The following is a 15327-nucleotide window of genomic DNA, read 5'->3' as shown; positions in this document are numbered from 1 at the left end:
ATAGCGTAATATGTACGATATATTGTACAAGTTATAGAGTATGTCATGAAAGGAGTAAACCATGAGAGTCGTTAGTTTTTCAGAAGCTAGAAAGCACTTAAAGTCCGTCCTAGACACGGTAAATGATGATGCCAACGCCACTATCGTGACCCGCCGTGACGCTGATGATGCAGTGGTTATGTCACTTGATTATTACAATAGCCTGATGGAAACCGTCTATCTATTAAAATCTCCTGCCAATGCGGCGCACTTAGCGGAGTCTATTGCCCAATATAAAGCTGGCAAAACTGTTACGCGTGAGCTAATTGATGCGGCAGAAGGCAGTGGTAAAGGTGATGGTAGCAGCGATGATAGTGAGCATACGGATAGCAACATTGAGAATGCTTGAACTCAAAGGCTTTAATAACAATAAAAGGTCTGATAATGAGTGAGCAACTAGCATGGACAGATGCTGCGTGGAAAGACTACCTGTACTGGCAAACGCAAGATAAAAAAACACTCAAACGCGTCAATAAGCTCATCACCGAATGCAAGCGTAGTCCGTTTGATGGCATTGGCAAGCCTGAGCCCCTAAAAGAGAATCTATCTGGATTTTGGTCAAGACGCATTGATGATTCCAATCGTTTGGTCTATGCCGTCGATGATAATTACCTGACGATTATCTCTTGTCGCTATCATTATTAATGAGCGTTCTTAGTCGTCAAGATTTGTTTGTCGATTAAACTATACCCAATCTTATAACCATATAAAAAGGACTTAATACAGTGACCCAAACCAATTCTAAATCAAAACCAAAATTCGCCCCACAAATCTCAGTTCCGGCTACCTACATGCGCGGCGGTACTTCAAAAGGCACTTTCTTTAAATTATCTGACTTACCTGAGCGCTGCCAAGTCGCTGGCGAGTCACGTGATAAGTTTTTGCTACGTGTCATCGGTAGTCCTGACCCTTATGGCAAGCAAATCGATGGTTTGGGTAATGGCAGCTCCAGCACGTCAAAAACGGTCATTTTATCGGCCTCTGACAAATCAGATCACGACGTGAACTATCTGTTTGGACAAGTCAATATCGCCAAGCCAATGATTGATTGGGCGGGAAACTGTGGCAACTTAACCGCAGCGGTTGGTGCTTGTGCTATTAATATGGGTCTAGTTGATGCTGACAAAATCAATAACAGCATCGATAAAGGTGCTGAAAGCGGTATTTGTGAAGTGCGTATTTGGCAAGAGAATATCGGTAAAACGATTATCGCTCATGTGCCTGTGTATCAAGATGAGCAAGGCAAGGTACAAGTGCAAGAAACCAGTGACTTTGAATTAGACGGTGTGACCTTCCCAGCTGCTGAAGTCAAAATTGAGTTTATCGACCCTGTAGATGCCACCAGCGATATGTTCCCTACTGGAAACTTGGTCGATGACTTCGATGTAACTGGCTGCGGTCTAGATGCTGATAGCGTCAAAGCCACCTTTATTAGCGCAGGTATCCCAACCATCTTTATGAAAGCGGAAGATTTGGGCTTTATCGGTACTGAATTGCAAGGTGATATCAACAGTGACAGTGAGCTACTTGCCAAGCTGGAGAAAATCCGTGCCACAGGCGGCGTGGCAATGGGATTGTTTAAAGATGTGAGCGAGGCGCAGACCAGCCAACACATTCCTAAAATCGCTTGGGTGGGCGCAGCACAAAGTTATACGGCCTCTAGTGGTAAATCGGTCGATGCAAGCGATATTGATTTAGTCGTACGTGCCATGAGTATGGGGCAATTGCATCATGCCATGATGGGTACAGCAGCAGTTGCTATCGCCGCCGCCGCAACCACACAAGGCACGCTCGTCAATCAAGCGGCAGCTGGTGAAGGTCAATCTGAAAAGCAGCTTAATGAAGTGCGTTTTGGTCATCCTTCAGGTACATTGCTCGTCGGCGGAAAAACCGAACTAGTGGATGGACGCTGGCAAGCCAAAAAGGTATCGATGAGTCGCTCAGCAAGGCGTATCATGGTTGGTGAAGTTTTTGTGCCAGCGGATGCTTTTTAAACGTTAACTCTCGTCTCACCATATATCATTAACATCCCACCTATAGTAACTAATGCTAAGCCAGCGATTTTATAGATATCTATCGCTTTAACCTCTAAGCCAAACAATCCAGTTTGGCTTAGTATCAGGGCAAAATACATTTGCCCAAGAAACACCCAAAGCAGTGTATTACCTGCGCCTATCTTTGGCGCGGCAATAAACATGAATAAGATATAAAAACTGCCCAAAAATCCTGGCAACCACATCCACCACGTCGCGTTTTCGATCATTGGCGGCTTGATACCTCCACTCATTATATACGACAGTACTAAAGAAGCTAATGCACCTCCTAAGTATAAATAAAAGGTAGATTGTATTTGAGAGGCTTGTGTACTTTCTCGAAAAGCATTGACGATGGCCAGTTGCAGCGGAACAATAGCACCACCTAAAAGGCTGATTAAGACGTAAGGAAGGATTTTCAAACGGTATCCACCAAAATGAAATAAAAAATCTCTCTATATAATACTAAACTTTATTTCAAAAATTTAATATAAATACGATTTAGTGAAATATTAATACCTATGAGTTAAGCGTTTATGCCAAATTCTCCCCAACCGAGCCGCACGTCACTAGATAAGCCACTAGACAAGAAACCTCCGATCAAGAAAACTGAACGGAGGGCGTTGCTGTGGGATATCCTCAAAAAACTGGCAGTATTTGCCGCGCCTTATAAAACCTTAATTATCGCCACTTTAATACTAACAGTGCTTGGCTCGTTTACCGCTCAGGTCAACGCCTTTGTATTGCGTTATACCGTTGATACCTTGACCGAAATTGCCACGCTTGCTGATCCATGGCAGGCTGGTCTTCGGATGCTAGGGATTATTAGTGCAGTGCTCTTGACCAAAGAAATACTATCAATATTTATCTCTTTTGGTCAGCGCTTTTTTGGTGAAAAGATTCGTATTAACTTGTCTCGCGATTTGTCCCAAAAAATCATTGAGCGCATTCTCACTTATCGCATGGCGTTTTATACCAGTAGTGAAAATGACAGCGGCAAATTGCAAACGCGTATTGATTATGGGGTCAGTAGCTTAACCAGTTTAGTGCAAAACTTCTTTATCGATATGCTGCCGCTGTTTGCCAGTGCGATCGTCTCACTCATTATCATGTTTTCGACCAACTTTTGGATTGGTTTGGTCGGTCTTATTATCATTCCGATATATTTCTTCATCAGCCAAAAACAAGCACGGCGTTTGCAAGGCTTTCGTCGGCAGATGCGTGGCTATAGAGAAGCTAAGAGTGGTTTGGTTATCTCGCTGATTAACTCTATCAGCGTGGTTAAATCCTTTGTCCGCGAATCTATTGAGGCGGAGAAGCATTTAACCATTCAAAAAGAGATGACCGATAATCAGCTACGTATTCGCAGTATCGGTTTTATTTATGATGCGATAAAGACCTTTATCGAGCAGATTGGTGTGGTGGTTATCATTCTTCTCACCGCTTATTTTGTGTTACAAGGTGAGATGACGATTGGCATGATTTTGTTTCATGTCATGCTGTTCCAAAACGTCGCGGCCCCTATCCGTCAATTGCATCGCATCTATGATCAGATTAATAACGCCCTGACCTATGCCGAAGGTTTTTTTGAGATATTAGAAGATGACGAGCAAGTTGAAAATATCAGTGGCAGAAGTAGTAAAGACTTAAAAGGTCACATTGAGCTAAAGAACGTTGATTTTACCTATCCTAACGGTACACAAGCACTAAAAGATGTCAGCTTTACTATTAAGCCAAATCGTATCACTGCACTGGTAGGCTTAAGTGGTGCTGGCAAGAGTACGATTATTAGCTTATTGGTAAAATTTTACGCGCCGGATGCTGGCATGATATGCTTAGACGGGCATAATTTAGCCGACTGCGATACGCATGAATTGCGCCAACATATCGGTTTGGTACTACAAAGCAATCATATTTTTTCCGGTACGATTAGCGAAAATATCCGCTATGGTGATATGAATGCGACTGATGAAGATATTATCATCGCAGCAAAAAAAGCCTCCATCCATGAGCAAATCATTAATTTATCTAAAGGTTATGAGAGCACCGCAAAATCCCTATCAGGCGGTCAACAGCAGCGTATCGCCTTGGCAAGGATGTTTTTAAAAGACCCACCTATTGTGTTTTTGGATGAGCCAACTGCCAGCCTCGATGCCATCGCCAGCCAACAAGTTAAGAAAAGCCTAGATCTCATCAAAAAAGATCGCACCGTGATTATGGTCTCACACAATATTGCCCAAATCATCGATGCTGATGACTTGGTCGTGATAGAAGATGGTCGCGTGGTTGAAACCGGTACGCATGAAGCACTTTATGCCCAGCGTGGCAAATACTTTGAAATCTTTAGCGCCATGTCGGATAGCCTAAACTTAGATAAGATCAGCCAGACCCTAAACGGTTAGGAATGGTTAATACCTGCCTAAATCGTTATAATGCCCATTATTTTACCGCCTATTGCCAGAAGCTAGCCCACTATGACTTGTGAATTTTCTATAAAAACCTTTGACGAGCTGACCGCAGTTGATCTTTATCATATTTTAAAAGCGCGCTCGCAGGTCTTCGTTGTCGAACAAAACTGTGCGTATCAAGATATGGATGAGGTGGACTTTGATTGTCTGCACTTAGTTGCGCATAAAAATGAAACGCTAATTGGCTATTGCCGCATCATTCCACCTGAATTCAATAAGCTGAAGTCCAATTTGTCGGTCGCCGATCCCGCGGTTAAGACCAATCATACGTCTATGCCTGCCATCGGTAGAGTGCTGGTATTATCAGAGCATAGAGGGGACGGTCTAGCACGGCAGATGATGAATCAAGCCATTGCGCATTGCCGCAAAAAGTATGGTAAGAAGCGCCCGATCATACTCTCTGCACAGGCTTACTTACTCAGCTTTTATGAGTCTTTGGGTTTTGTACCTGAAGGCGAGCATTATCTTGAGGACAATATCGAGCATGTGAAAATGGTGCTATACGTTGCTAAGAAAAACAAAGTCAAAAAAGAGAGCACGGATACCGCGACAACGACGACCAAAATTTTGGGATTTTTGCTGTTTATTATGGCCGCTTTGTTTATTTTAGGTCTGCTGTATTTAATGATTTAAACGGCTGCTAACGTCTTAATTCTTAACATAATTCAATTTGGTTGTTCCATATTGAGTATGCTACTTTTAAATGATGACTGCTTTAAAAGGATAACCAAGATAATTGGTTAAAGAAGTAGCACACTCAAGGAAAAGGAGACGACCATGTCAAATAGCAACTCAGATACAACCAATCCGGATATAAGTAGTGCGACAGTAGAAAGCAACGTCCGTCCAGAATATGACGATGAAATCCAAAAAATCGCCGACTATGTTTTAACTTACTCTATCGATAAAGACTCCGAAAACAGTGATGACGCTTGGAGTACTGCCCGTTACTGTTTGATGGATACACTGGGCTGCGGTTTACTGGCGCTACGTTTCCCTGAATGCACCAAGCACTTGGGCCCCGATTGCCCCGATCAAATCACCCCAAATGGCGCGCGTGTGCCCGGCACGAATTATCGCCTCGACCCTATCAAAGCCGCCTTTGACATAGGCTGCATCGTACGCTGGCTAGACTATAACGATACGTGGCTGGCTGCTGAGTGGGGACATCCGTCAGACAATCTCGGTGGTATTTTGGCAGTCGCAGATTATCTCAGTCAGCAAAACGTCAGCCAAGGTCGCGCACCGCTCACCATGAGAGACGTGCTCGAATCGATGATTATGGCGCACGAAATCCAAGGTGTATTGGCACTAGACAATTCCTTTAACCGCGTTGGGCTTGACCATGTATTCTTAGTCAAATTGGCCTCAACTGCGGTCGTCGCCAAGCTCTATAATCTACCCCGTGAGCGTATTATGGCGGCTATCTCACAAGCCCTCGTCGATGGACAAGCTCTACGCACCTATCGTCATGCGCCCAATGCAGGGAGCCGCAAGTCTTGGGCCGCAGGTGACGCGACCAGCCGTGCTGTACGCTTGGTAGATATCACCAAACGCGGTGAGATGGGTATTCCCGGGGCATTAACCGCACCGCAGTGGGGATTCTATGATGTGTTGTTTAGCCACACCAATAAGGACTTAGCCACCAAGCCCGAAAGCGAGCGTCGCTTTACCTTCCAGCGTGACTTTGGCAGTTATGTGATGGAAAACATCTTATTTAAAATAAGTTTTCCCGCTGAGTTTCACGCGCAGACGGCATGCGAGGCGGCGGTTATTTTGTACCCACGTATCGAAGACAGAATTGATGACATCGAAAAAATCGTTTTGACGACCCATGATTCAGCGATTCGGATCATCTCCAAACAAGGTGAGCTTGCCAATCCTGCTGACAGGGATCATTGTTTACAATATATGGTGGCTGTGCCGTTGCTCACGGGAGATCTGATGGCAGAGAACTATGAAGATGATTACCATGAGCAGCATCATATATTAATCGATGAGTTGCGCCGCAAGATGGTGGTAGAGGAAGATCCGCGGTATTCAAAAGACTATCATGACCCAAGCAAACGTTCGATTGCCAATGCCATTCAAGTGTTCTTTAAAGATGGCACCAGTACCGATAAGGTCGCTGTAGAATACCCTATCGGTCACAAACGCCGCCGTGAAGAAGGCTTGCCTGTATTAGAAGCCAAGTTTCGAGCCAGTCTGGCGACACGTTTTATCGACAGTCGCTGCGAGGCTATTTTTGCGTTATGCAGCGATCAAAAACGCTTGGAGCAGACACCCGTGCATGAGTTTATGGACTTGTTTATGGCGAACTAAGCATTTGCTCACCTAGAGATTTACGCTTAATTTATCATTGTCTTATCAGTAAAATAGGGCGTGTCGTTAATATCATGATAACGACACGCCCTATTTTGTTCTATTAAATTGAATCAATTTCAATGTTCAATCGTTTGGCGCTACCAAGGTATAGATTCCCCTGCCCAATCAACAAAGCTGCCCGATTGCACAGCCGTCATGCGACTTAGCACTTCTAATAAGCATTCTGCACTATAAGCCGGCGAGAATAATTGCCCATCAGCCACATTGCCTTGAAAAGGCGCTGACAGCTGCGTGTTGACGGTTCCGGGTTGCATGACCACCACGCACACATCCTTTAGCGACCGTGACCATTCGATACTCAGATTTTTCATACCCATATTGAGCGCCGCTTTGCTCATCCTATAGCTATACCAACCGCCCAACTGATTGTCACTGATACTACCGACTCGTGCAGAAATAGTGGCAAAAACGGCAGGATTGTCATTACTACGCTCAGATTTGGCCAATAAAGGTTTAAAGTGCTTAGCAATAAGCAGACCGGCTAAGGCATTGACCTGCATATTTATTAAGAAAAAATCCGTCTCAATCTGCCGTAGTGATTTTTCGGGTTGCTGCGTCGCGGTATGTAGGAGTCCTGCACAATTGATAAGCCAATCAATATGGCTGGTATGCTGATTAATGACATCCGCCGCTTGTTTGATACTTTGTTCGTCACAGATGTCCATGGGCACCCAGTAGAGATTGTCCGCTGCAAAATCAGGAACGCTCTTATGGTAAGTGGCAAAGACGCGCAGGTTGTCCTTGTCTCCATCATTATTGTGGGCCGTACTCTCTACCAATTGCTCTACCATGGCTTTGCCAATGCCACCCGTACCGCCGATGATTAGATAAGTTTTGGTACTCATAACGATTCCTTTTTTTGTGTTTCTAAAATGAGGACATGCCTAGTGTATGGCTTATCTTTATGACTATCCTGTCTATCATTCATTCTGGCTGATTTTTATCACCTTTACCATGACAAAAATGCTTAATAATGGCTCATTTAGTTAGCATTGGTTTGTGACGCTGCAAAATAACAGCAGTAATCGCCATTATATATACGCTACAATAATCAAAAATTGTCTTCTAAATGAACGCTTTTATACGGATATTATCACCTTATGCTCTCACCCCAAGATCAATTGACTGAGCTGGTACGCACGCTTGAGACGCAGCAACATGTCTTTGCCACTGACCCGCTATTAATCACGGAAAAACTGCAAAATGAGGATGGAAAAGCCGTCCAAAAACTGCACCGCCGTGCCTCACGTATCGATAGTAACGGTGCGCTGGCACGTGTACTCGGCAAGATTGATGGGCGCATAAAAGGCATCATGGTGGTCATGAGTGTGGTGTGGTGCATCTCGGGGTTTTTAGGATTATTTACCTTACTACAAGCCAATGTCGTTAATTTCTTTTATGTATTGGTCTGTTTGCTTGGGTTTCATACCCTTATGCTGGCTGGTTGGATAGTCATGACCTTGCTTAACCAAGGTCGTCAGTCGCCCAGCGGGTTTGCCAGTTTTGTTAGCCCAAGTTATCTTATCCGTGGTAAGGACGATGTCACCCAAGCGGCGGTTGACTTGTACGAGCGTCAATTACAGCATAGCGGTATGCGCTGGTATTTGGGTCGCTTTAGTCATCAGTTATGGCTTGCTACCTTAACCGGTATGCTCTTTGCGATTATATTCTTATTAATCGTACGCCAATATAGCTTTAGCTGGGAGTCGACGCTGCTATCCGATCAGGCACTGATTACCCTCACCCAAGTGCTTGGCTGGCTGCCCAGTATGGTCGGATTTGGTGTACCTGACAATGCCGCTATCGTGCAGAGTCGACTGGTTACTGATGCCATGCCATTGTCTGTCGCGCGGCAATGGGCAAGCTTGTTAATTGGTAGTTTGCTGATGTATGGTATCGTGCCACGGGCGATAGCGTGGGCGTTTTGTGCCTTCATGTTCCGTCGTAAAAAAATGCGTTTGGATATCAAGCTGCCTTATTATCAAAAAATCCTAAATTTTTGGCAGCGTCATGTGGTTGATGCCGACGATTTTACGGAGGTAGCGGCGCCTATCGCTCCAAAGGCAACTGTCAGCGCTGGCAAGAAGCTGGTTGCGCTACTGGAATATCCTTCAGAGCAAGATAACTGGTGGCAAAAAGGTCTGGATGCCAATACTGATGATAATAGTGAGATAGAGAATTTCGGCATCGTTGATGACCGCGATGATATGGATCGATTAACAGTGTATCTAAAGACCCATCCAGTACAAGTTTTGCTCGGTATTCATGGCAAAGCACTGCCCGACCGTGGCACGCTACGCAAGCTCGATCAAATTGCGGCTCATGCTAAAGACGGGCTGATTGTGCAGCTACTTAATGATGAGTCCGATACTACTGACGCCTTGCAACAAGATGTGCGATACCAGCAGTGGCAAACGGCTCTATCAGCACGAAAGATTGGCTTGGTAAGTACTTATACTGCTTAATAAAAAATGATAATAACTTTTTCAAATTTTCACCAGACTCTAATAAATATAATACGGGATCAGATGATGGATAATAATAAAACGAAGAATGAGCCTGTTGGTCTCTTCGCCGACAAGGCTTTAAAAGATGAGCCTATCGGCTCAAACAGCTCAACGACAGTACCTATTCAGCCTATTAATATTAATAAAACCAGTGCTAGTCATACAACCGACGTCGCCACTTCCATCAATACCAGTTCTAATTATGAAGTAGAAGATTCGACAACTCGCGAGAGTAAGCAAACCACGATAGCCAGCGGTGAGGCATTAAAATTGGCGGTAGTCGGTCATACCAATACGGGTAAGACCTCTATTTTGCGTACCTTATTACGTGACGTGTATTTTGGTGAAGTCAAAAACGAAGCCGCGACGACACGTCATGTCGAACGCGCCCAACTGACCGATAGTCAGACTGGTGAAGTACTGGTGGCGTTATATGACACCCCAGGTTTAGAGGACGCATCGGGATTGATGGATTGGTTGGAGGACAATACCGCTAGTCGTCGCGATGGTATTGAACGTCTACAGCAATTTTTGGCAGCAGATATCGCTCAAGGTGTTGATGCGTTAAGTAGCAATGAGGACTATAGCCAAGAAGCCAAAGTTATCCGCCAATTGCTGGCAAGTGATATGGCGGTTTATGTCGTCGATGCGCGTGAACCAGTATTGGGTAAATACAAGGACGAATTGGCCATTTTATCGTGGGCAGCGATACCTGTTATGCCGGTGTTCAATTTCACTGACAGCCAAAATGCCAATATTGATGAGTGGCAGACCATGCTGGCAAGACGCAATCTGCATATTTCTACCCGCTTCGATTCAGTCGCTTTTGAATTCGAAGATGAAATGCATTTGTGGCAAAATCTTGCGACCATGCTTACCCATTCAGAGATGCTTGAACAGCTCATGCAGAGACGCACAGAAGACTGGGCACAGCTATACGATGAGGCTAATATCATCATTGCGGATTTTTTATTGAACGTTGCCGCTTTCGTGCGTGAGATTAGCGATGATGACGACCCGATGCCAGTATTGCAGCAAATGCAAGAAGCCGTTAGGCAAAGTGAGCGCGCGATGCAGCACAATCTGCTTAATTTATATAAATTTTATGATAATGCGGTAGCAGCGACTCCGCTTGAGTTACAAGCGTATCAGCAAGATCCTTTTGACCCTGAATTGCTCAAAAGCTATGGAATTCGTACGACATCGGGCGCGGCAGCTGGTGCACTGCTCGGATTGGGCATTGATGCGGCAGCACTTGGCACGACGTTGGGATTGGGTGCGGCAATAGGTGGTATCGCAGGTGGGCTATTATCAAATACCAGTAGCATCGCCGACCGGATTACTGGGGTAAAACGCTTATACATTGACCCTGCTACCCTAACCTTGCTCGCCACTCGTGCGATAGATTTACTCACTGCCCTACGCCATCGTGGTCACGCTGCGACTGATGCCACGCAGCTATTATACAAAGGTGATAAAGATAGTAACGATCTGTCTGGAGAAGACAATAACGTGACACCATGGCCAACGAATAAGCTACCAAGCGAGCTAAAAAAAGCACGGGGCAAACCGCAATGGTCATCGCTCAGTAGTGGTAAAGCAGAGCTTGCCCAAAGTTTACGGTTGGACATGGCATGGTCACTTTCAGGAAAGCTACAATCACATAAGCGTGAGTCATAAATTGCTAGCGAACTATCTATGTACTCTATGCATTTAACAACGCACTCAATGCTTCAGTGCCGCGTACGTCAGTTTGCTGCAGATAAATTGGATATAGCGGATACTTGGTAAAAATTCTCTCTATATCTTGCATCAGCTGCTGCTGGCGCTCAGCACGATGGCGCCAAAACTCATCAGACTGTGCGGGTGCGATGAGCTGATTGATGACTATCGCTGCTGGCGTGAGTTTGCTGTCTTCTAACTGTTCGATAGCACGTCTGGTCTCAGCCAATGGTAAGACATCGGCGGTCATAACCAATACAATAGCAGTCTGCTTACGGTCATGTAGCAGTGCTCCCGCCTGACTAAACAACTTTTTACGTTTCTCCAGCACCGATACTGCTTGCTCCCAGCGATCAGATTTCTTTGCGGCAAACGGATTGGCAACATCGTTTTTGAGGCTGTCTGTTTGATCGCCCTTTTGATTGTGACTGTCCAAATGTGTTGCTACCGAGCGCAGTTTCGCCTGCCTTCGTTGCTGAGCCAGTAGACCATCCGTCCATGCACCCATCATCTCTGGTAGTACCAGCAATCGTAAGGTATGACCTGTCGGCGCGGTATCAAATATTATATGATCATAACCAGCATGTGCCGCCTCGACTAAATGGTGGCACATGGATTCAAGCATCGCTGCTTCTTGGGCGCCGGGTGCCGACTTAGATAGTCGTAGATGCTCACGAATTTTTGGCATCATATCTGGATTGGCATAGGATTTAATCGTACGTTCAACTTGAGCAAAGTGCGCATCGATGATCACGTCAGGGTTTAACTCAATAGCATCTAGATAAGGCGATATCGTAGTTTTTTCATTCTTTAAACGCATATTGAGCACATCGCCCAAGCTATGTGCTGGATCGGTCGAAACAATCAGTGTTTTTTGCTGCTGGCTTGCATAATAGCTGGCTAGTGCAGCAGCAGTGGTGGTTTTCCCCACGCCGCCCTTCCCACCGATAAATATAATCGGCTGCGTCGCCAGCTGCTCTACCAATCCATGTAAAGGGTGTAATGCCATATTTTTATCTCGTTATTCAATCAATACTTATTTTTTATAATCAACAGATTGTTAGCAGCAACCAACATGGTCAAATGGACATCTATCCATCCCCATACGCGTGTGCCATTCGTGGAAATTTTCTAAAAACAATGGCTGTAGCTCTAGTGTATAAAAGCTGGCTGGGTTATCAATTCCCAAGCTCTCAGCAAACATAAGCAACATAAAAAAATCTTCTTCATCACGAGCAGCGCGCGCCATCGTCTGTCGATAAGGCGCATGGTAAAACTCATTCAATCCAGCCACAAACCGTTGCCACCATGGTTGGGTGTTTTCTAGCTCATTTGGTGTGTTTTCGTCGTCCATAATGACCTCTTATTTTATTTAATACTTATAATCCATCATGCCTATCCGATACAAAAAACGCCAGCAATTGCTGCTAGCGTTTTTTGTTAGATAGACATTCAGTATGATTTAGCGTTTAAGCGTCGCCGCTTTTACCTCTGTGTAGCGACCATTCTTTACGCAATACCGATAGACTCTCAAATGTCACTAAAATCGTGGCCACCAATATAATGATATCCATAATTATAAGTAGCCAATTACCATCAGTAAAGAAGGTTTTGAGCTGAATCAGCAGTGCAAATACGGTCATAACTAGTAAAAATGATAATGGTGCTAAGGTATACCAGACTGGTTTGCCTTTACGTAACAAGATAACAGTGACAATCATAAGTGTTAGTGCCGCCATTAACTGGTTAGTCGTACCAAATAGTGGCCAGATAATCATACCACCAGCACCATCGATACCACCGGCACCAAATGCCAATAGCAAGCAGCTTCCGACAGCCAATAGTGTTGCGACGACACTTTTATTCAGTACAGGCAACTTGTAAATCTCACCAACTTCTTGGAAGATATAACGTTGCAAACGTACGCCAGTATCCATTGTAGTACCTGCGAATAGCGCAGCCATTACTGTCAACATCGTTTGTGATAGCACCATATCGATACCAACACCAGCATTCAAGATGGTCGCGCCGCCATCGATGAAAGCACCGATAGAACCGTCACCAAATTTTTGATAAACCGCTTGCCAATCACCAAGAGTAGCAAAACCTGCTGTTGCCGCCAAAATTGCACCGAGTGCGAGCATGCCTTCACCCAACGCACCGAAGTAACCAACGAAACGAACGTCTTCTTCTTTATCAATCTGCTTGGATGTCGTACCTGTCGCGACCAAACCATGGAACCCTGATATCGCACCACAAGCAATTGTCACAAATAACAATGGCATGAGTGACGGCGTGCCAATTGGCAACGCGGTGTTAATAGCGGGCGCGACAATATTTGGCGTAGCAATAAAAATAGCCGCGTACAGCAGAATCAAACCGACAAATAGCTGCAGGCCATTGATATAATCGCGTGGTTGCAACAGCATCCAGACAGGTAATAATGAGGCGACCGCCGCATAACCAAACAAAATAAGAATCCAGACAGCGTTATCAGGTAAACCCATGACGGTTTCAGGTAACACAATAGGGAACATAGGGCCAAGATAGATCAGCCCGTATAGAGCACTTACTCCGATAATTGATACCCAGACCAAATTCATCTTGTAGCGATAAATACACTGTCCAATGATAAAGGCAACCACTAAGGCACCCCAGACTGGTAACACAGCAGATGGGGTTTTGATCATCATATTAGCAATAGCAACACCAAATACAGCATTCACCATTAGTAATAATAAGAAAATAACGACCATCATCAAACTACGGACACGTGTGCCCATAACATTACCAGCGATAGAGCCAATCGACTGGCCTCTATTGCGCATACTCGCCCAAATGGCCGACATATCATGCACACCAGCCATAAAAATAGTGCCCAATACCACCCAAATGATGGCAGGCACCCAGCCCCAAATCACAGCAATAGCAGGTCCGATAATCGGTGCAGCCCCTGCTACTGACGTAAAATGATGTCCCCACAATACATACTTATTGGTAGGCACATAATCTACCCCATCTTTCATTGTATGTGCAGGCGTTGGACGACTGTTGTCCAATGCTAAAATTTTGGTGGCGATAAATTTTGAGTAAAACACGTAGCCGCAGAGCATAGCAGCCACAGCGAATACCAGTACAATAGCACTATTCATCTTATCTCTCCCTAGACAAGTATCGGTAGCCTTATAAGTTCAAGCTTTTTGAATTAAAATATGAAAAATATGCTAAATTAGTATGCGATGATTGACTCAGCTAACCTATCGTTTAGGTAAATCCTAGCAATTTGTAAAACTATTGCCAATCAACAAAGTCATGCAAAAGTCATATATTTTATAACTAGGGCATTTCACTAATTCGCATCTCGTGTGATGAGCCTGAGATTAAAGACTTTGTTTAAATAATAACCGATTTGACGATAAATGTAATGCTAGTAAGACATAAAAAACAACAAATAAAGGAAGTATCATGGAACATTATTTTGGATTCGTACCTTCAGATAAATTAAAAGCATTAATCATTGAGGCCGAGCAAGTCATTGCTTCAAATGAGCAAGTGGATTATTACCCGTATCGCGATGCGCTTACTCATCAGACGGCTCGCGACCTTACAGATAACTTATTGGTTGGCTTGGTAGATATTATTCCTAATCCCGAGCGTCAAGCCTCTATGCGAAAAATTGTTGTAACGATTGAACGTGCGACCGATACTCTACTCAATATTTTATTGGGTAAAGAGAACAATGAAGAAGTGCTTCCTAGCTTTCATTTTCTAAGGGATCGTGCCACATTTATCGACAATGAAGGCGTCAAGCGTATAGGTTTCAAATTATCAGATTCAGATGCAAAAACCATCGATGAAGGTTTTGCCGCTATTACACCTGAGCATGTGGATAGAGCGAAGTTCAAAACAGCACTCGAAACTGTCAATGAAGAGACGCTTACCCACTTTGTCAGTCGCTTTGCTGAAACGCTGAAGCTTGGCATGATTAAACGTAAGTCTGTGCCAGTTGCCAAAGCCGCCATTGATAAAGGAATGAGTATGGCGCTGAACAAGTTATTGCCGGACCTACCTGATACATCACTGAATCGTTTGGCCAATTATTACCGTCCGTTCATTGTCAAAAAGCCATCATAATAAAATTTATATTTTTATTAAAAAGGTAGTGTTGGGCAA

13 protein-coding genes and 1 pseudogene are annotated in these 15327 nt (G+C 44.4%); 9 read left to right on the top strand and 5 right to left on the bottom strand.

What is annotated here, in order from left to right; translation table 11 throughout:
* Positions 1-61 precede the first annotated feature (61 nt).
* From J5X94_RS00595 to prpF, 3 genes and pseudogenes are all read left to right on the top strand, one after another.
* Positions 62-310: pseudogene (locus J5X94_RS00595) on the top strand (type II toxin-antitoxin system Phd/YefM family antitoxin); the annotation flags it as partial.
* A 113-nt stretch (positions 311-423) separates the two neighbouring features.
* Positions 424-684 carry a Txe/YoeB family addiction module toxin gene (locus J5X94_RS00590; protein ID WP_210539289.1) on the top strand — a complete coding sequence of 87 codons (261 nt, stop codon included), beginning with the start codon at positions 424-426 and terminating at the stop codon, positions 682-684.
* An 80-nt stretch (positions 685-764) separates the two neighbouring features.
* Positions 765-2033: a 2-methylaconitate cis-trans isomerase PrpF gene (prpF, locus tag J5X94_RS00585; RefSeq protein WP_210539288.1), complete on the top strand. Its 1269-nt coding sequence runs from the start codon at positions 765-767 to the stop codon at positions 2031-2033.
* Here prpF and J5X94_RS00580 read toward each other — a convergent pair.
* Positions 2030-2494, bottom strand: a complete 465-nt coding sequence (locus J5X94_RS00580) for a DMT family transporter (protein WP_010200434.1) — start codon at positions 2492-2494, stop codon at positions 2030-2032. The two genes, prpF and J5X94_RS00580, sit on opposite strands and share 4 nt — an antisense overlap.
* A gap of 114 nt (positions 2495-2608) precedes the next feature.
* On the opposite strand from J5X94_RS00580, the gene J5X94_RS00575 reads away from it, so the two are divergent.
* The 3 genes from J5X94_RS00575 (at position 2609) to J5X94_RS00565 (ending at position 6862) form a co-directional block, all read left to right on the top strand.
* Positions 2609-4474, top strand: a complete 1866-nt coding sequence (locus J5X94_RS00575; RefSeq protein ID WP_228293093.1) for an ABC transporter ATP-binding protein — start codon at positions 2609-2611, stop codon at positions 4472-4474.
* Positions 4475-4546: 72 nt separating this feature from the next.
* The gene (locus tag J5X94_RS00570) at positions 4547-5173 is read left to right on the top strand and encodes a GNAT family N-acetyltransferase (protein ID WP_010200440.1); all 627 of its coding nucleotides are present in this window, start codon (positions 4547-4549) and stop codon (positions 5171-5173) included.
* A 144-nt stretch (positions 5174-5317) separates the two neighbouring features.
* On the top strand, positions 5318-6862 hold the full coding sequence (locus J5X94_RS00565) for a bifunctional 2-methylcitrate dehydratase/aconitate hydratase (RefSeq protein WP_210539287.1): 1545 nt from the start codon (positions 5318-5320) through the stop codon (positions 6860-6862).
* A 140-nt stretch (positions 6863-7002) separates the two neighbouring features.
* Here J5X94_RS00565 and J5X94_RS00560 read toward each other — a convergent pair whose 3' ends face one another.
* Complete coding sequence (locus J5X94_RS00560) at positions 7003-7770, bottom strand: SDR family oxidoreductase (RefSeq protein ID WP_210539286.1); 768 nt, start codon at positions 7768-7770, stop codon at positions 7003-7005.
* 255 nt (positions 7771-8025) lie between these two features.
* Here J5X94_RS00560 and J5X94_RS00555 point away from each other — a divergent pair, with 255 nt between their 5' ends.
* Positions 8026-9390 carry a DUF2868 domain-containing protein gene (locus tag J5X94_RS00555; protein ID WP_210539285.1) on the top strand — a complete coding sequence of 455 codons (1365 nt, stop codon included), beginning with the start codon at positions 8026-8028 and terminating at the stop codon, positions 9388-9390.
* A gap of 66 nt (positions 9391-9456) precedes the next feature.
* Positions 9457-11112: a DUF3482 domain-containing protein gene (locus J5X94_RS00550; protein ID WP_210539284.1), complete on the top strand. Its 1656-nt coding sequence runs from the start codon at positions 9457-9459 to the stop codon at positions 11110-11112.
* 25 nt (positions 11113-11137) lie between these two features.
* On the opposite strand, the gene J5X94_RS00545 is transcribed toward J5X94_RS00550, so the two are convergent.
* The 3 genes from J5X94_RS00545 to J5X94_RS00535 form a co-directional block, all read right to left on the bottom strand.
* Complete coding sequence (locus J5X94_RS00545) at positions 11138-12163, bottom strand: ArsA family ATPase (RefSeq protein WP_210539283.1); 1026 nt, start codon at positions 12161-12163, stop codon at positions 11138-11140.
* A 51-nt stretch (positions 12164-12214) separates the two neighbouring features.
* Complete coding sequence (locus J5X94_RS00540) at positions 12215-12508, bottom strand: cory-CC-star protein (protein WP_189582123.1); 294 nt, start codon at positions 12506-12508, stop codon at positions 12215-12217.
* Positions 12509-12623: 115 nt separating this feature from the next.
* Positions 12624-14306 (bottom strand): carbon starvation protein A, encoded by a 1683-nt coding sequence (locus J5X94_RS00535; RefSeq protein WP_210539282.1) that lies wholly within the window; start codon positions 14304-14306, stop codon positions 12624-12626.
* Between the two features lie 313 nt (positions 14307-14619).
* Here J5X94_RS00535 and J5X94_RS00530 point away from each other — a divergent pair, with 313 nt between their 5' ends.
* On the top strand, positions 14620-15288 hold the full coding sequence (locus tag J5X94_RS00530) for a hypothetical protein (protein ID WP_189582129.1): 669 nt from the start codon (positions 14620-14622) through the stop codon (positions 15286-15288).
* Positions 15289-15327: the final 39 nt, after the last annotated feature.

This window comes from Psychrobacter sp. K31L (genome assembly GCF_017942195.1).
Classification (GTDB): Bacteria; Pseudomonadota; Gammaproteobacteria; order Pseudomonadales; family Moraxellaceae; genus Psychrobacter; species Psychrobacter glaciei.
Note: the sequence above shows the minus strand (reverse complement) of the source record. Positions and strands in the feature narration are given on the sequence as shown.